This window comes from Nitrospiraceae bacterium (assembly GCA_019637075.1).
In the GTDB taxonomy this organism is placed as follows: Bacteria; Nitrospirota; Nitrospiria; order Nitrospirales; family Nitrospiraceae; genus JAHBWI01.
On sequence record JAHBWI010000005.1, the window covers coordinates 314,677 to 331,718 of the forward strand.

16 protein-coding genes are annotated in these 17,042 nt (G+C 58.6%); 6 read left to right on the forward strand and 10 right to left on the reverse strand.

Annotated features, from left to right (window positions below; translation table 11 throughout):
* Positions 1–147 precede the first annotated feature (147 nt).
* The 3 genes from KF814_15175 to KF814_15185 all read right to left on the reverse strand — a co-directional run bounded on the left by KF814_15175 (position 148) and on the right by KF814_15185 (position 1,997).
* Positions 148–444: an RNA-binding protein gene (locus KF814_15175; GenBank protein MBX3237490.1), complete on the reverse strand. Its 297-nt coding sequence runs from the start codon at positions 442–444 to the stop codon at positions 148–150.
* A gap of 269 nt (positions 445–713) precedes the next feature.
* A complete protein-coding gene (locus tag KF814_15180) occupies positions 714–1,490 on the reverse strand; it encodes a hypothetical protein (protein ID MBX3237491.1) in 777 nt (258 codons plus the stop codon).
* A gap of 258 nt (positions 1,491–1,748) precedes the next feature.
* Positions 1,749–1,997: a hypothetical protein gene (locus tag KF814_15185; GenBank protein MBX3237492.1), complete on the reverse strand. Its 249-nt coding sequence runs from the start codon at positions 1,995–1,997 to the stop codon at positions 1,749–1,751.
* A gap of 182 nt (positions 1,998–2,179) precedes the next feature.
* On the opposite strand from KF814_15185, the gene KF814_15190 reads away from it, so the two are divergent.
* Together KF814_15190 and KF814_15195 are read left to right on the forward strand one after the other, a co-directional pair.
* Positions 2,180–2,617, forward strand: a complete 438-nt coding sequence (locus KF814_15190) for a DUF5069 domain-containing protein (GenBank protein MBX3237493.1) — start codon at positions 2,180–2,182, stop codon at positions 2,615–2,617.
* Between the two features lie 8 nt (positions 2,618–2,625).
* On the forward strand, positions 2,626–4,128 hold the full coding sequence (locus KF814_15195) for a M28 family peptidase (GenBank protein MBX3237494.1): 1,503 nt from the start codon (positions 2,626–2,628) through the stop codon (positions 4,126–4,128).
* A gap of 27 nt (positions 4,129–4,155) precedes the next feature.
* On the opposite strand, the gene KF814_15200 is transcribed toward KF814_15195, so the two are convergent.
* From KF814_15200 to KF814_15225, 6 genes are all read right to left on the reverse strand, one after another.
* Complete coding sequence (locus tag KF814_15200; GenBank protein MBX3237495.1) at positions 4,156–6,321, reverse strand: amylo-alpha-1,6-glucosidase; 2,166 nt, start codon at positions 6,319–6,321, stop codon at positions 4,156–4,158.
* Positions 6,322–6,366: 45 nt separating this feature from the next.
* Positions 6,367–7,713, reverse strand: a complete 1,347-nt coding sequence (locus KF814_15205) for an MFS transporter (GenBank protein MBX3237496.1) — start codon at positions 7,711–7,713, stop codon at positions 6,367–6,369.
* A 57-nt stretch (positions 7,714–7,770) separates the two neighbouring features.
* A complete protein-coding gene (locus tag KF814_15210) occupies positions 7,771–8,793 on the reverse strand; it encodes a BON domain-containing protein (protein MBX3237497.1) in 1,023 nt (340 codons plus the stop codon).
* Between the two features lie 226 nt (positions 8,794–9,019).
* Positions 9,020–10,303, reverse strand: a complete 1,284-nt coding sequence (locus tag KF814_15215) for an MFS transporter (protein MBX3237498.1) — start codon at positions 10,301–10,303, stop codon at positions 9,020–9,022.
* A gap of 35 nt (positions 10,304–10,338) precedes the next feature.
* The gene (locus KF814_15220; protein ID MBX3237499.1) at positions 10,339–11,412 is read right to left on the reverse strand and encodes a glycosyltransferase family 4 protein; all 1,074 of its coding nucleotides are present in this window, start codon (positions 11,410–11,412) and stop codon (positions 10,339–10,341) included.
* Positions 11,413–11,917: 505 nt separating this feature from the next.
* The gene (locus KF814_15225; protein ID MBX3237500.1) at positions 11,918–12,307 is read right to left on the reverse strand and encodes a hypothetical protein; all 390 of its coding nucleotides are present in this window, start codon (positions 12,305–12,307) and stop codon (positions 11,918–11,920) included.
* Between the two features lie 108 nt (positions 12,308–12,415).
* On the opposite strand from KF814_15225, the gene KF814_15230 reads away from it, so the two are divergent.
* The 4 genes from KF814_15230 (at position 12,416) to KF814_15245 (ending at position 16,158) form a co-directional block, all read left to right on the forward strand.
* Positions 12,416–13,966 carry a TolC family protein gene (locus tag KF814_15230; protein MBX3237501.1) on the forward strand — a complete coding sequence of 517 codons (1,551 nt, stop codon included), beginning with the start codon at positions 12,416–12,418 and terminating at the stop codon, positions 13,964–13,966.
* A gap of 20 nt (positions 13,967–13,986) precedes the next feature.
* On the forward strand, positions 13,987–14,670 hold the full coding sequence (locus tag KF814_15235) for a hypothetical protein (GenBank protein MBX3237502.1): 684 nt from the start codon (positions 13,987–13,989) through the stop codon (positions 14,668–14,670).
* 74 nt (positions 14,671–14,744) lie between these two features.
* Positions 14,745–15,785, forward strand: coding sequence for a hypothetical protein (locus tag KF814_15240; GenBank protein MBX3237503.1), 1,041 nt, complete (start codon positions 14,745–14,747; stop codon positions 15,783–15,785).
* Positions 15,786–15,819: 34 nt separating this feature from the next.
* Complete coding sequence (locus tag KF814_15245) at positions 15,820–16,158, forward strand: DUF3147 domain-containing protein (protein MBX3237504.1); 339 nt, start codon at positions 15,820–15,822, stop codon at positions 16,156–16,158.
* On the opposite strand, the gene KF814_15250 is transcribed toward KF814_15245, so the two are convergent.
* Positions 16,105–16,926: an arylamine N-acetyltransferase gene (locus tag KF814_15250; protein MBX3237505.1), complete on the reverse strand. Its 822-nt coding sequence runs from the start codon at positions 16,924–16,926 to the stop codon at positions 16,105–16,107. The two genes, KF814_15245 and KF814_15250, sit on opposite strands and share 54 nt — an antisense overlap.
* Between the last annotated feature and the right edge of the window lie 116 nt (positions 16,927–17,042).

Genomic DNA, 17,042 nt, shown 5'->3' on the forward strand with positions numbered 1-17,042 from the left:
ACTCCTAAATTTTCATCTCTTTCGTGGAAAAACAGGGACGGGTCAGCGGGAGGCCCTGAAGCCCAGAGAGAGGACAAGACTTGGTGAGAAAGGCGCAGGGGCCCCCGGAATGGCGGCCCCTGCATGTGTGTATTCAAAAGGAACGGCTTAGCGACGTCCTCCGCCCATTCCGCGGCCCCCGCCACCGGAACGCGGCTCCTGCGGACGCGCTTCATTCACCGTCAGCGTCCGGCCACCGAACTGGGTGCCGTTCAACGCGTTGATCGCAGCCTGCGCCTCGGAATCCGAGGACATTTCGACGAAGCCGAAACCCCGTGACTGTCCCGTGAACTTGTCCGTGATGATGCGTGCTGATGCCACCGCCCCGTGCGCAGCGAACAAATCGCTCAGCTGTTGCTCGGTCGTTGAATACGGCAAGCCCCCAACATAAATCTTCGAACCCATTGGGTTCCTCCTTTGAGAATAAAATGGTGTTGTCTGGGACTCGAGAAAGAAACAAGGAAGGAATGGGCCGAAGACGCAAACACAGCGGCGATCTTAGCTCTGGCTTCCGCAATTCCCGGGAAGAACCCAAAACAACATCTGGTCAGGCCTTGCGACTCTCGATCCTGCTTCACCGCCAAGGCCTTTCGCAATGAAGCACCTTCACTGTATCCTAGTGGTCGAGCAAACGCAAGACAGAAATCAATGCCAAAACAAGAGTACCGGTAGCCTCAATAAGCCGCCGGCGGCGACACCGGACGGCTCGAATAGAGGGGGGCGGCGTTGAAATTGTCGAACTGAACGCCCGTTTCCCCTCGCATGACGAGTCCGACCTGCCCCACGCCGAGGGTCTGATCCTCGACCGAGAGAGCCAACTGTCCGTCAAAAAAACATTCGATAAAGTCCTTACTGATGATGGTGTTCCGCTGCACCCGGAGCGCATGCCATTCGACCGGCTTCATCTTGATCGGGGCCTGCCCCAGCACGGTTTCCTTTCCCTCCACCACCCGAATGACTTCCATCGTCTTTTGCGTCAGATCGACCAGCGTTGAATAGAAATTCTTGGTATCTTTCATTCCAAACACGACGCCCACGCGCCCCTGCCCTGAACCGACATGGATCCGAACGGCCAGGTCCGGATACTCGTACTGCAAACCCTGGGCAGTGAGGATTTCCACACAGGACCCGCAGCCGGACGTTCCCGCCAAGGCATTCGGGGATGAGGGTGCCGTCGCCTGGGCCTCGACCTTCCAACTCCCAGCGGATTCGGGGCCGACCAGGGCCACGGCAAACCCTTTCGGAATCCCGCCAGCCTGGTCTTTGTCGAAAGTCCAAGCATTGAACAGTCCAGGATTCGCCTGCTGTTTGAGATGTTCGGCTTTCTCCGCCGAGGTTTCTTTGGGTATCGCCCAACAGTCGCCGCTGAACACCGTCGTCCATCCAAGCCCGACCATCAAACAGCCGAACACCAACGGTTTCGCATCAACATGTAGACCGGTATATCGCACGGGCAAGCTCCTCTTCATGGTTAATGGGGCCATTCCCTTCCCATCTGCCGAGGAGATGATAATGCGGTTGCTCAATCGGAGGCAAGAAGGGTCAGCGATTTCCTCTGCAGGTCGCCATCACAAACAGGACTTCGTGCGGTGCAGCGACTCTCAAGAGTCCATGCTGAAACGAGAATGACGAAAGAAAAGGACAGCGCGCCAAGGTCAGCCCTCACGAGGGAGACTCACCCCAACACGCCATGCCATGCCACGCGGGAGTCAGCGCTGCGAACGGGGTGCCTTAACCTGCAGAATGTCTTGTTGAAAGCGATCGCGCTCGGCCAAGATTTGCTTTCTGCGCCAGCCGCGAAGCGTCCACCATTTGAGTTTTTCGCGAAACGTCAACACCGGAGGCGGGGTACTACCCGTCGGAGCATGCTGAAAATCATACCCTTCATGCGTACCCTGATTCTCCCGAAAACGCCCGTATTGATGATCATACAGTCCCTGTCCTTGATCCCCCGCCATCGTCGACACTCCCTCTTATGCAATGCACAGCGCGGCCATAGCCTGCACCGAATATGACACGAACGCTACAGAGTCACACAACGCGATAGTACATGGCCCCTTCCCTTCTCTGCAACGGGAAGTGAGCCCATGCTATAGTGCCCTACTGCGAAGCCTGTAACCTTCCTGTGTGTGAGATAGGCATGGACCTCAACAAACAATCTCCAAGGCGTTGGAGCGATACGTTGGGCGGGATGATTTGGCTCCCCCGCCTCCTCGACAAACTCAGAGCCTATCAAGCCGGCACGTTGGGATCATATGCGTACCCATCAGCCCTCGATCAATCGTTCATGCGCCGATTCAAGCTGTCCCCGGCGATGTTCGAGCGGCTGGCCCGAGAGGCGGGAACGGACGACGCAATCGCCGCCGCAATCCGGCGACACATCAATCTGTCCGACCAAGAAATCGCCGCCCGTTGCAACGAGTTTCAGAAAAAATACAGTTTTGCGTTCGCCGTGCTCGACCGAGACGACGGATATGTCAGCGGGATCGGATATCCGATCCCGCAATTCCTCCAATCTCCACTCTGGCGATGGTATCAACGGTGGTCCGCCCAAAAAGCCTCGGCCGATTCCGTCTAGCGTTCCTTATGGCAACCATCGTGCTGCTCCGCTTGCCGACGGCAACTGCAGCCACAGAAGTCGGCGTGCCAGCACCGGACGAGGCCGTTCTTCCGCTGCTCCTGAACGCCATTTCCACCGAACGAATGCTGGCGGACATTCGTGCCTTGAGTGCTCCGGATTTCAACGGTCGCCAGACGGGGACACCGAACGACCTGGCATCGGCGTTACTGGTGCAAGACCGCCTGTCCAAGCTCGGCCGATCCGGCAGTCATCAGCCTCTCGCTGTAGGCAGCACCGGATCCAGTTCTCCCATCAACTCCATGCAGGCCCGCCCCGTTCCCTTCACCACGATCGACGAAGAGACAACGCTGCGGCTCTCATGGCGAACCGACGAACGTCTGGCTTCCATCGGAGCCGATTATCTCCCCGTGCTCGACAGTCCCTCGGTGCACATATCGGCGCCGGTCGTCTTTGTCGGCTACGGCATCGTGGATCCCGAGCATGGCTTGAACGAATATGACGGGATCGATGTTCGAGACAAAATAGTCTTGTTCCTGCGGGGCAAGCCGGAACGTTACGGGCGGCAGGTGTCCCACGCCGAAAAGGTGCGCACGGCGAAAATGCACGGCGCCATTGCCTACCTGACGGCGACGGGTCCGTTGCTAACGCCCTATGAGACTCGGCGCGGCGTGACCGGACGACCGAGTGCGTTCTACGGCCAAGTGCCGTCCGATCAGGTCATCCCGGGTGCATGGATCAGCACGACGCTTGCTTCGGCCGTTCTGGCCGAGGGGGGCGACGATAATCGATTACGCTCGCTCCAGCAGAAGATAAGCGAGACCGGAACGCCTCAATCCAGCGTGACGGCAACCGCCGCCACGCTGGCATGGACGAGTGTCGCCGGCACCGGGCAGCTTCACAATGTGCTGTCGTTGCTGCCTGGAACAACCGACTCCCCCCACACTTCCGCCCTCGTCATCGGCGCCCATCGCGACCATTTCGGCCGACAGGGAGGTCTGCTGTTTGCCGGAGCGGACGACAATGCATCAGGGACGGCGGTACTGCTCGAGGTCGCGCGGGTGTTGGCTTCGGCTCCGACTCTGCCGTTACACCCGATTCTCTTCGTGTCGTTCAGTGGAGAGGAGCAGGGACTCATCGGCTCGCGCGAGTATGTGGCCCACCCGCCGATCCCGCTCAATTCCACAATGGCGATGATCAATGTGGACCATGCTGGGACGGGAAACGGGCGGCTTACCGTGGGCGTCACCGATCTGGACAAGCAGCGGGCTCAGGCGGCTGGACAAGCGGCTCAGTTGGAGGACCGAATCGATCTATTCGGATTTTTTCCTGGGGGAGACCATGTCCCATTCAAAGAAGCAGGTGTGCCGACTGTGACCGTGGTGAGCGGTGGAGTTCACCCTCAGTTTCACCAGGCATCGGACACGACCGAGACCATCGACCCAGCAATCCTGACTGCCGTAGCCCGTTATGTCACCGCGCTGGCCTGGCAGCTGGCAACCTCTCCCTGAGGCCCCGGCTCAAGACTCCCCCACCCGCTACTTCACCACGACCACTTCGACGTGGCCTTCCCGCCGAGTGACGGTGATACCGACGTCCAGGTCATGCCGCTTGGCCACGATGTCGAGCGAAGCCTTGCCCACTCTGAGATTCTTGATCTGTACCTCATGCAGTGATTCCGGCAGGATCGGATACACGAACGTGACCTTCTCCTCCGGCGCATCGATCAGCAAACCCAGACAAGCCTGCAGAGCCATAAACGGCGCTCCGGCAGCCCAGGCTTGGGGGTTACAGGCTACGGGGTAACGGGTCAAACCTTGACCGGGCCGCCGGACGAATCCGCAGAAGAGTTCCGGCAACCGATGGAAATCGACCACCAAACTGACCTCGAAAAGGCCGGTCATGACCCGCTCCACCCCCGCCTTGAGTCCGTATCGGGCCAACCCCGCCGCGATCATCGCGTTATCGTGCGGCCAGACGGACCCGTTGTGATAGGACATGGGATTGTACCGGCGCTCCGAATCGGCCAGCGTCCTGATACCCCATCCACTGAACAGTTCGTCGGACATGAGGGTCTCGGCCAGCTGCTTTGCATGCTCCGGGCTTGCGATACCCGTAAACAAGCAATGGCCCGCGTTCGAACTTTTGACTCGGCAGGGCTCTTTCTTTCCGTCGAGGGCCAACGCATAGGTGGAAAGGTCCTCGCACCAAAATTCTTCCTCGAAATGGTCCCGTAACGCATGGGCTTGGCGGCGCAGTTGGCTGCCCCGGTCGACGTACCCCAGCGCATCGGCCAGCTTCGAGGCCTGCAGTTTTGCATTGAACGCATACCCTTGTACTTCGCACAGGGCGATGGGCCCCTCGGCCAACGATCCATCCGCATGCGAAATCGAATCATGGGAGTCTTTCCAGCCCTGGTTGTCCAGGCCGGTCGGCGACTTGCGAATGTATTCGAGAAACCCGTCGCGATCCGGGTCCCCATAGGTGTCCATCCAGGTTAGGGCAAGTTCGATGTTGTTCCAGAGTGCTTGGATGAACGAGAGATCCCCCGTCCGTTCGTAATAGGCCCCGGCCAACATGACGAACAATGGCGTCGAATCCACACTCCCGTAATAGAGACCAAACGGAATTTCATGGAGCGCAGCCATCTCGCCCTTCCGAGTCTCGTGAAGAATTTTCCCCGGCTCCGCATCCTGCACCGGATTGACCTCTTTGGCCTGTGTGGAGGCAAGATAGCCCAAGACACCGCGGGCCAATTCGGGCCTGATCCAAAGACACTCCATCGCCGTGATGATGCCGTCACGGCCGAACGGCGTACTGAACCAGGGCACACCGGCATAGGGGTACGGCCCCTCCTGTGTCTCCGTCACCATCATCCGCAAATCCAGCAGCGAGCGGTTCCACCATTCGTTGAATTGGGCATTGGACGTGTGGATCAGGCAATCCTGGCTTTGCTCCGCTCGTATGGCCAGCCCTGCGTCGGTCATCGCCTCATCATACGCGAAGAAAGGACGCCGTTCGTTGCTCACATCGCAGCCTATGTTCACGGTCACCGTCGTCTCGGCTTTTGGATCCAATACGATCTGAAAAGTCGCCTGCCCCGCGGAGATTTCCTGCGGCGCAGGGACAAATTGAATCCGCGTCCGGCGCGCTACGCCATCCAGCCCTTCGTACCCGAGCACCAGATGATCCCGCTCAACGACATCCGGCAATCTCGTCCCCTTGCGATCGCGCTTCTTCCCTCGCACTTCAAAGATGTCCGCAAAGTCTGCCTCGAATCGGAGCGAGAAGGACATCTTCACCGGGGCCAGACTGTAGTTGGAGAGTCGGAATCGCTCATAGCCCACGCCGTTCCAGAGGAATCGCGAGCGAAACACATGGACGCTGCCGCGCGGAACCGCAATACGGCCGTCGCGGTACAGATCGGGGTTCGTCAAGTCGACCGCCAGCAGCGCATTGTCTTCCTTCACCGTCGAACTCAACAACATCGGCCGGTCGTTGTCGAGAAAGAGTTCCTGGCGGGAAAGAAACCGGGTCCCTTCGTGAAAGAGCCCCTGCGTGCCGCTCCCGACCGGTTGCACGTCTCCATAGCGATCGAACACGCCGAACGTTTCACCGTGTTTGAGGACCCGCGTCCGGTTATCGGCCATGGAAGAACTGGCCAGGATATAAAACTGATCATTGACGCTGATGATTTCTTCCACGTACGCCTCCTGCGCTCACGTTGATCAGCAATCTGTTGCGTCGTCCTATCGGCTCGTCGTCTGAGTGGCCAACACGACCGGCTGGGCATCCTCTTGCACCGGTTCAGGAACGACTCCCGTCCAATTGCTGTGGATCCAGCGAACGACCCGCGCCGCCACCAGGGCCGACAAAAACAAACCGACTCCGATACCGAACACACTGGGCCGCTCACCGAATTCCTGCGTCGTCCAGCCGAAGATGGTCATACCGGCAATGGCCGACGTCATCGCACCCAAATTGTAAATGGCCAGTACTCGCCCCAAGAGCGTGGCCGGCGCGATCTCCTGCAGCACTCCCCAGGCAATCGGCGTCAAAGTCCCGGCTCCCATCCCAATGATGACCATGAGAAACGCAGCGACCAGCCGATTCGTGGTCACGATCAGGCCGAGCAGCGCCAACCCGCTGATAAAGCTTGATGCCGACATAATTTGGATGCGGCGCGGAAGGGACCAGCCGGACAAGGATACCAGGCCGAGGGAGACCAGGAGCAAGCCGATTCCGAAAGCGGACCAGAGGTAACCGACTTCCACCGGCCCAAGATCCAGCAGCTTCTTGCCGAAGACAGGAAAGAGGGTGCTGAAGGCGCTGGTTGCAAAGGTATACATGGAAGCCGCCCCGATCAGGAGCAGAATAATCCGCTGTTGCCCGAGCACGTAGCGGAATCCGTCAACCACTTCCTTCAGCGGGCCCCCGGCAGGCGTTGCCCCTCTGGGTGCCGCATCCGAACTTGGAAACCGAATGAACAGGAAGCAGGCCGCTGACACGACGTAGCTGACGGCATTGACACACAGCACTTCTTGCGAGCTCATCGTGGCGATGCCCACACCGCTCAAGACCGGGCCCACGATGATGCCGATGCTCGTGGTCGTTTGCAACAGCGCGTTCGCCGCCGTGAACTCATTCCGCGACACCAAGGCGGGGATCGCGGCCGTCAAGGCCGGTCCAAACACGGCCGATGCCACGGCATGCACGAATACCATCAGATACAGCCGCTCGATACTGAAGGAATCCACCGGCAGCAGGCAGGGAATGACCCCCAGCACCACGGCCCGGATGAGATCGCTGCTGATGAGCAGGAGTTTCTTGGGAACCCGGTCGACGATGACTCCAATGAACGGCCCGAAGAGAATCGGAGGCAAGGTCTGCAGGAGGCCGATCATCGTGGTCTTCAACGGAGACCCGGTAATCGCATAGACGAACCACAGCAAGGCGAGCTTGGACACACCGTCCCCGATCTGGGAGACCATCTGGCCCCACCAAACGAGCGTGAAGTCCCGCGTGAGTAGATGTGGCGACCACGTCACGTTCGGACGCGATGCTATCGCCGCTCCGTTCCCGTGCTGTGGCTCCATCATGTCGGCAAGTACACTTTCACTCGGCTGATCCCACCTTCAGCCGCCTGCAACCGTCTATTCTCCGGCCACTAGGCGAACATTTTCCGTGTTGACGGCCCGCACCCCAGGGACCTGCCTCGCCGCCTGGGCTGCTTCCAACACGATGACCTGAAAACGAGTCGTACCGGTCAACGTGACAATGCCGTCCTCCGTTTTTACATCGAACTTCACCGATTGCAAGGTTTTGCTCTTCTCAAACCGTTCCTTGACCAGTTGAGTCAGCACCTTGTCGCGATCGGATTGCAGCCCGTGCATGGCGTCGGACTCAATTTTCAACCGATTCTCGACCCCGCGGACGCCCTCCAAACAACGAACAATCTCCGTCGCCGCGCGCTTCTCGGACTCGTTGGTGACCTTCCCCAGCAACACCAGATCTTTCTCCTTGGCATCGACCTCGATGTCGAACGGGAACAACCGCGGATCTCCCATCAGCGCAAGTTTCGCCGTCACCATCGAGGAGCGCATCGGCTTCTTCACCTCAGGCTCAGCGGCCTTCGGGCGGTCTCCGTTACCCGTCTCGCCGCCTGGTGCCAGCTGCTCCGCTGCGACCTTGGTCTCTGCCGCCGGTGGCGGGGTTGGGCAGGGTTTGTCCGCCAACACTTCCGATTCCTTCTCCTTGTCTTTTTCTTTGTCCTTGGCCTTATTGTCCGCGTCTTTCGCCTTCTGTTCCGGATCCTTGGCCTTATGCTCCGATTCTTTGGCCCTGGCCGCCGGCTCCTTGGGCTTCGCCTCAGACTCTTTCGGCTTGGACTCAGTTTCTTTCGGTTTAGCCTCAGACTCCTTTGGTTTCGATTCGGGTTCCTTGACCTTGGGAGGTTCCTCCCGTTGTTTTGGCTCGGGCTCCTTGGCTTTCGATTCTGCCGGTTTCAATTCGGGCTCTTTCGGCTTCACCTCGGCGTCCTTCGGCCGTTGAGGAGGCGCAGCCTCACCTTTGCTTTCCGACGACGTCTCTCCCCATCCCGTCGTCGCGAGCCCCAGACACAAGAACGCACTCAGCGCCACCGGCCCGACCGACTGACTGACGACTCGCATCCCCATCGCTTCTGCCCCTTGTTAGGTCGGCACCTAGAATAGGCCGACGATCCTCGACCATGCCCTGAACCCAATGTCGAACAATGGCACGTCTCACCTCAAAAGACATACGCGACCGACTGGAAGAAAGCAACACGTCCAGCCGCCCGGAGGCACCTGTTCTGATGCGATGGGAACGTTGGCGCACGGCTCGTTCGAGCGTGCGCCAACTGAATCGATGACTGGGGAAAAGTTAGGCCGTCGCCGGTCGCATGACCAGGTCACGCCGGCTGACGTGCATGGTAACCACGGCAGTGAGCAGGAGAAGCAGTCCGATGCCGATGAGACTGGCGGCTGGACCAACCGCGTCAGCGGCCCATCCGAAGCCGGCCATGCCGATCATGGCCGAGGCCATGCCTCCGGTGCTGAACGTCGTAAACACTCTCCCGAGGAGATGCTCGGGCGTGACTTCCTGGAGCATCGCCCAGACGACCGGATAGAACAGCGATGTGCTTCCCCCGATGATCACGATCAACAGGAACGTACTGAAGAGCACCGGCGTCTGAACCAAACCCAACGTGCAGACCGCAATGCCACCGATCGCAAGCGAACGGCCGATCTTGCCGACCCGGTCTTGAAAATTCCCTTGGGGCACCCGTGCCAACCAGAGCGAGGCAGCCAGCATTCCGATGCCGAGCGCGGACCAGAGCCACCCCAGTTCCATCGGTCCGACCTGCAGGAGGTCCTTAGCCACTACCGGCAGCAGGAACACGAAAGCACTGATAGCCAGATTATAGAGCACTGCTGTAATCATCAGCGCGAACACCACGCGATGCTGCAAGAACACGAAGCGGAAACCCACCATCATATCTTGCACCACCGGCGTCGAGAGGGCTTCGAGCCCCTTCACCGTCCGGTTGTCTCTCACGTGAATCGGCATGAGGCAAATGGCCGACACCAGAAACGTCGCGGCATCCACGTAGAGTACGTTTTGCGCGCCGATCAATGCGATGCCCAACCCGCTGACGGCCGGACCGAGCAAGACACCGATGTTCGTGGTGCTCTGCAGAAAGGCGTTGGCCGTGGTGAGCTGAGACCGTTGGACGATCAGCGGCACGGCCGATGCAAGCGCCGGTCCGAAGATGGTCGAGACAATGGAAATCAGAAAGACCAGGATATACAGTCGCTCCAGCGTCAACATATCGAAGGCATAAAAGGCCGGAATCAGTAAGACCATGAGCGTACGCAAGAGGTCGACAATGATCATGACCGACTTCTTGGGTAGCGCATCGAGGTACACGCCGATCAGAGGACCAAACACCAACGGGGGAATCGTCTGAAGCAGCCCGATGGCCGTCATCTTCAAGGCCGAGCCCGTCATTTCATACACAAACCAAAGCAGTGCAACCTTATTCAGGCCGTCGCCGATCTGCGAGACGACCTGACCGGCCCAGAGGCACCCAAAATCCCTGGTCGCCAGCAATCTCCAGCCGGAGACCTCGCTCGCGCCACTCGTAGATTGTGACTCGTCTGCCATTCTCATCCCTTCTGCCGATGCATCGGTTGCGTCGTTTACCGTTGGGACGCGTGCTGGCGTCCCTGCTGTCCGGTCACCGCAGCCGCATCTTGAATGAGTTGCTGATAAATCTTCAGATAATCGTTGGTCATGCGCTCGGAGGTAAAGCGCTCATCAAACACCTGGCGGCAGCGATGGCGATCCAAGGTCGTCAGGGCTTCCACCTGACTGGCCATTTCGCCGATATGCTCGCTGATGAAGCCTGTGACGCCATGCTCGATGATTTCGGGGATGGAACCCCGCCGGTAGGCCAGGACAGGGGTACCACAGGCCAGACTTTCGATCAAGACCAGCCCAAAGGGTTCCGGCCAATCATAGGGACACACCAGTCCGATCGCATTACCGATGAATTCACTCTTTTGCGCATCCGTGATCTCACCGACGAACTCGATCAGGGGATGGTCCAACAATGGCTCCACCACCCGCTCGAAATACGCGCGGTCGGCCGGGTCCACCTTCGCAGCCATCTTCATGGGCAACCCCACCCGCTTCGCGATTTCGATCGCTTGGTCGGGACACTTTTCCGGGGAAATCCGACCGAGGAAGGCCAGGTACTTTCCTGGTTCAGGGTTGAATTTGTACAGATTTTTCGGAAGCCCGTGGTAGACCGTATTCTGCCAGTTGCACCAGGGAAGCGGCCGGCGCTGGGAATTGGAAATCGAGACGAGGGGCATCTCGGCAAAATCGCGGAACACCGGGACGAGTTCCGGGAGATCCAACCGTCCGTGCAGCGTGGTCACGGTCGGGGTGCGGCAACGACGGGACAAAGAAAATGCGAGAAAGTCGAGATGCGAGTGGATGATGTCGAATTGGTCCGCCGTGCTGAACACCTGCTCGATCATCTGGATGAGCGGGGCTTCACGGTTGAAAATACCGGTGTTGAGTCTCAACGCTTGCTGACAGGGCGATTCTAGTTTCGCCGCCGTCACGGAATCGCCGCTGGCAAACAACGTTACTTCATGGCCTTGCCGGACCAATTCCTCCGTGATGTAGGACACGATGCGCTCGGTTCCCCCATAGAGTTTCGGAGGCACACTTTCCCACAACGGTGACACTTGCGCGATCCTCATCAGGCACTCTCCTTTGGTCTTATAGAGCCGACGACGGGCAGGGCATCCCAAGAAAACCGACCATTTCCCCGCATCGCAGCTGCATTCTTTCCGTTCTGACTATTCGATTCAATTGACATCTTCGGTTCGAGGCTGATCGTTTTGTCGTCTTCGGCCCATTCGTAAGTCCCGTGCTTCTACCCGTGGGCCCTAGCAAGCGGCGTACCGATTGGCATCCACATTCTAGGTTCGACAAAAAGCAGCGGAGAATAACCTTTCAGATCAATCGCTTGCAGTACCACATTCGAAGGAGTCGCTCGCTTCTGTCGCCCACTCCACCATGTGAATTCTGTGGATAACAAGCAAGGAGCTTAGCCCGATTTGTGGCAGCACTGCCGGCCATCACCAAACCGCCACAGGACAGCTGAAGACCCACGGGCCCATGGTGAAGGAGGTCGAACAGATTCAGCGACAGCCGGCGGCTACTCAGTCCGCCTGTCTTGCGCTATGAGCCCTGCTTCCGGTTTTAGGGAATGTCGTCGAGGATGGTTGATTGAATCGAAGGGACCGGTCCGACGTCGCGAGGAACCGGAGGGAACACCAGTGGCGACCCGGACTGGTTAGCCCCTTGAATGAGCCCGATGGAAAGCTGCGGTCCCAGCGTCATCATGGCACCGCTCCAGGCTTGTCCCGTGGTGGGATTGCGGAAATTGTACGACTCGAAATTGTTTCCGAAGTTGTAAATGAAACCTTGGGTACCTTGGTTATCGACATAGAGATTGCCGGGACCGACCAAATTGAAAAGCGGCGCCACGCCGCCTCCGAGTCCACGCACACCGGAGACAGACTGGGATTCCGCTCGTTCGGCGACACAGCAGAGCAGGAGCAACCCCAACAAGTATGTGCCTCTCCCCATCACCATCCTACACTCCCAGCATGGACACCGACGGTGGATTGTGGTACCACGCCTCCAGCATTCGAACTCAGTATGAGCCAACCAGACACTCGCATCAAGGAGTTTGTCATGAGTCGTCGACTTTGCGGAAACGCACGTCCACTCGTCCTCGTCCTGGCCCTGATGATCGGCGGAACGTCGCCGTCCTTCGGCCTGGAAGTCACCAAGCCGGTGCCGGCGGAACGCCGTGAGGCGCAGTCGCTGTCCGACGCGGTCGTAAAGGCGCTTCAAAACAATCTCGACATCACCATCGGCCGCCAAACAAAAGACAGTCGACTCGCGGACATCGTCATCGAGCAGGCCAAGTTCGACCCGACCGTCAGCTTGAACGGACAATACAATCGTCAGGTGTCGCCGCTCAATCGGCCGGTTCTAGGCTTCACCGGCGCCAATCTGCAGGACATTACGAAGTTCGACCAGAACAACTCCTCGATCACCGCCGACGTTACGCAAAATCTTTATTCCGGCGCCAATGTCGACCTGAACTACAGCCCCCAACGCACCTTCGTCGGCGGTCAGAATACGTTCTTGTTCAACCCGGCATGGACCGGTGGTCTTGCCTTGACCGTCACCCAACCCCTGTTGCGCAACTTCGGAACCGACATCAATAAGACGTTTATTTACATCGCCCAGAACAACGCCACGGTCGAACAGCATGTCTTTCTCGATCGCGTCCTGAATGTCATCGCCACCGTGGAGCAAACTTTCTGGGAGTTGGTATTCTCGAATGAAAACCTCAAAGTGGCGCAGGCCGCTTTGAAGGCAGCCGAGGAACTGCTGGCCAGCAACCGCGCCAAGGCCAAGGCCGGCGTCATGTCGATTGTCGACGTGTTGCAGGCCGAAGCCGCGGTCGCCTCACGCGTCGAACAGATACTTGTCGCGGAGAAATCGATTCGCGACCAGGAGGACCAGCTGCGCCGCCTCCTGAATCCGGCGGAGGAAGAATTGCGGCAGGATCTGCGCCTGATTCCGACCGATCCCCCCGTCACAGCGCTGGAGCCCTTGAGCCTCCAGGAAGCCATCGACATCGCGATGGAACGCCGGCCGGAGATTCTTCAAGCCGGCAAGAACGTCGAAACCAGCGACCTCAACGTCAAATTCGCGAAGAATCAGCTGCTGCCCACCCTGTCCTTCCAGGGCACGATGGGCCTTTCCGGGTTGGGCTCAGACTATGGGGACGCGACCAAGCGAAATTTCGGCGGCGACTTTTACAACTATGGTGCCGGCCTGGTCCTGAGCTACCCGTTGGGCAACCGGTCGGCCTACAGCACCTATAACAAACGCCAGTTGGAATCACGCAACGCGCAGGCCTCACTGATCAGCGTCCGCCAGCAGGTGATTGTCGGAGTGCGCGAAGCCGTTCGGCGTGTGCAAACCGACTTCAAACGAATCGAAACGACGAGGTCGGCACGCATCATGGCCGAGAAGCAGTTGCAGGCCGAGCAGGAGAGGTTGAAGGTCGGCCTCAGTACGACCCGTTTTGTGCTCGATTTCCAGCGAGACCTGGCCACGGCCCAGGGCAACGAGTTGCGCGCGATCGTGGACTATAACAAGTCACTCTCAAATCTCGCCCGTAACAAGGCCACAACGCTGGAACGTTACAACCTCAGGCTGGAGTAATAGGGACCGGATCGATCGCCGTGACCGCGGCCCCCCTGACAAGCGAGCGTGGAGCCGCCTTGGCGCTGGTTCCGATCGCCGCTACCATTTTCTATTACCTGCTGCCGGATGAGTGGCAAGCATTCTGGCCGATACAGTTCTTCCCTCAGGTCTGCGCCTACGTCGCCCTAAGCTTTTGGAGTCGCTGGAATCCTACTCCGCTCCAGCGTCTGGGGCTCTCACGAGACAATCTGACGCAGGCGGTCCCTGTCGGCGTCGCCGTCGGCGTCGTCCTCGGGTTGTGCAACCTCGGCGTGATCCTCCTCCTCATGCCGCGCCTTGGTTTCGACTACCACTTCCTCGCGGACACACCCCATGCCAGGATTCCGCTCTGGCTGATGCTGCCTTGGTTCATCGCCTTCATCGCCTTCATGGTGGAACTAAATTTCAGAGGATTTCTCCTTGGGCGGTTGGAAACGCTGGGGACGCCGGTGGCGATGGCGATTCCCCTCAGCGCAGTCCTGTTTGCCTTCGACCCCTTCATGGTGGCAACCTTTCGACATCTCCACTGGATCGCCGTCTGGGACGGCCTGATCTGGGCGAGCCTGCAACATCGGCGGAGAAACCTCTACATTCCAATCATGGCCCATAGTATCGAGGTCGTCGTGCTGTATAGCGTCATGCGTAGAGTCCTGGCAGCGAATTCGCCAGGTACCATCTGGTAATCCAGTGAATGTACGATCCGATCTTGCAATCACCGGATCAGTCGATACACCGCATCACCCGTTGGGCTATTCCCATGACGCCATCCTTTTCAAGCCACCTGGTCAATGACGTGTTCGGCGATCCCGGCCTCTTCGTCGAGGTCCGCTGGTCCAAGCGCGCCTTCCTGTTCGACCTCGGCGACAACCATGCATTGGGCCCAACCCGTCTCCTTGGAGCCAACGACATCTTCATCTCCCACACCCATATGGACCACTTCATTGGCTTCGACGCCCTGTTGCGTGTCGCGCTAGGCCGAGGAAAAACACTGCGACTCTATGGCCCTCCCGGCCTCATCGACAATGTTCAAGGAAAGCTTCATGGCTATACCTGGAACCTCGTGGATGGCTATCCCCTAACGATCGTCGTATGCGAATTCCACTCAGCCTCCATTCGACACACAATCTTTCGCGCCACAGACGGTTTTTGCCGCCATGACGAACCGGAACAACCAGCGACACCCAGGGGGGAAAGGAGACCCTTTACGGTCCTTGAGGACCCGATGTTCACTGTGCAGGCCGTCGCACTCAACCACCGTATCCCCTCCTTTGCTTACGCCCTCCAGGAGCAATTTCACATCAACATCAACAAACAGCGACTCCACGAAGCCGGGCTGCCCGTCGGCTATTGGCTCAAGGAAGTGAAGCAGTATTTGTGGGAGGGACGGCCGGACGATTTCCGATTCACGGCCACCTTGTACTTTGAACACCATCGGGAGGACCGTGAATTCCTACTGGGAGATGTTCGGGATCGCTTTGCGACGATCAGCCGCGGGCAGAAGATCGCCTATGTCGTCGACGCCCGCTACGACCCGGAAAATGAAGCCAGGATCGTGGAGCTTGCGCGGGATTCGGACATCTTTTACTGTGAGGCTCCCTATCTCGACAGCGATGCGGACAAAGCCCGTGAGCGCTATCACCTCACCGCGAAGCAGGCCGGCACGATGGCGAGAAAGGCCGGTGCGCGCGAGCTGATCGTGTTCCACTTTTCACCGCGCTACACAGGGCAAGGGGAACGGCTGGAACGGGAAGCGGTGGAAGCATTCGGGCCGGCCGAATCAACCCAGGCGGACCGCTGACCTTCGGAACGGAGTAGATCAAGGAGGACCGTGCATGGGTGAGTGGGTGAAGTATGCGTCATACTTCCTGCTGGGTGGAACGATCGTCAGCGTGTCGACCTATCTGGGCTCGCAAGGCCGATCCTTCCTCGCGGCCTTTGCCAGCACCTTTCCCGCCATGACCGGCGCTACGTTCGTCCTGATCTACTTGAACGGCGGGAGCGAACACCTCGTGACCTACGCAAAGAACCTGCTATGGTTCGTTCCCCCCTGGTTGGTCTACGTCGGCTGCATGATCTACGGTGTCGAACGTGTCGGGTTCTGGCTCTCGATGGCCGGCTCACTCGTCCTCTACATGGGCTGCGTTGCGATCGTGAAGTTCCTGGCTCGGTAGCGATCGGAAATCACCCTCTACCTCTAACTTAAAGTGATACTTGAGAAGCTCGCGATACTCACTCATGTCGCGAGGATGGATCTCCTGCGTCTTCCCGCCCGTTCGAATCTTCAACACCATATCCGTGAAGGTCTTTCGCCCATCGGGCGTCGGCATCGTACAGATTCGCCGTTGCGTGAAGAGGGAATCCGGCGAGTGGGAATGGTAGTAATTGGCAAAGGTATAGTCGACCGGGAGACAGGGATCGAACGTGAAGGAATAGAGCTTCTCCCAGGCTCGACGGATCTCGCATTGCAGCAGATATTCTCCCCGATCATCGAGGGAGAGCGCGAATTGATCACTGCCATGAAATTTCCTCTCACCAACCTTTACGGGAAAAGGTTCAAGTAATCCATTACCTCCAAAACCGACATCGACGAGCCACACCTGCCCCTCCATCTTCACCACTAACACCTGATGACTGCGCGGCCTGTCCCCCACCGCTCCATACAACACACGCGCGGCAAGGCGAGTGACCGAAAATCCGAGGTCTTCGAGCAGGAGAGCAAAGAGTCCGTTCAATTCGAAGCAATACCCACCCCGTCGCCGATGCACGATCTTGCGAAACAGATCATCCGGATCAAGCGAGACCGGTTGCCCCAGATGGATATTCAAGTTCTCGAAGGGCACCGTCAACACATGCGCTCGGTGCAACCCGAGCAACGTGTCCAGCGAAGGCTCCAGGGTCCCCTGGTACTCGATTCTCGCGAGATAGGCCTGACGATCCACTTTCCCCTCCCTCTATTCGAGCCCTCAATATAGAGCATCCTCCGATGCGGGAGAAAGCCCAGAGCACCCCGGACTCATTGCAGACGACACCCGCGGTTGCTACCATGGCAGATCGT

Coding starts and splice junctions, on each gene's coding strand:
- KF814_15220 (MBX3237499.1), bottom strand. CDS start 11,412: ATGAGGATCGCGCAAGTGTCACCGTTGTGGGAAAGTGTGCCTCCGAAA.
- KF814_15195 (MBX3237494.1), top strand. CDS start 2,626: ATGGCAACCATCGTGCTGCTCCGCTTGCCGACGGCAACTGCAGCCACA.
- KF814_15245 (MBX3237504.1), top strand. CDS start 15,820: ATGGGTGAGTGGGTGAAGTATGCGTCATACTTCCTGCTGGGTGGAACG.
- KF814_15240 (MBX3237503.1), top strand. CDS start 14,745: ATGACGCCATCCTTTTCAAGCCACCTGGTCAATGACGTGTTCGGCGAT.
- KF814_15215 (MBX3237498.1), bottom strand. CDS start 10,303: ATGGCAGACGAGTCACAATCTACGAGTGGCGCGAGCGAGGTCTCCGGC.
- KF814_15185 (MBX3237492.1), bottom strand. CDS start 1,997: ATGGCGGGGGATCAAGGACAGGGACTGTATGATCATCAATACGGGCGT.
- KF814_15210 (MBX3237497.1), bottom strand. CDS start 8,793: ATGGGGATGCGAGTCGTCAGTCAGTCGGTCGGGCCGGTGGCGCTGAGT.
- KF814_15175 (MBX3237490.1), bottom strand. CDS start 444: ATGGGTTCGAAGATTTATGTTGGGGGCTTGCCGTATTCAACGACCGAG.
- KF814_15225 (MBX3237500.1), bottom strand. CDS start 12,307: ATGGGGAGAGGCACATACTTGTTGGGGTTGCTCCTGCTCTGCTGTGTC.
- KF814_15230 (MBX3237501.1), top strand. CDS start 12,416: ATGAGTCGTCGACTTTGCGGAAACGCACGTCCACTCGTCCTCGTCCTG.
- KF814_15205 (MBX3237496.1), bottom strand. CDS start 7,713: ATGGAGCCACAGCACGGGAACGGAGCGGCGATAGCATCGCGTCCGAAC.
- KF814_15190 (MBX3237493.1), top strand. CDS start 2,180: ATGGACCTCAACAAACAATCTCCAAGGCGTTGGAGCGATACGTTGGGC.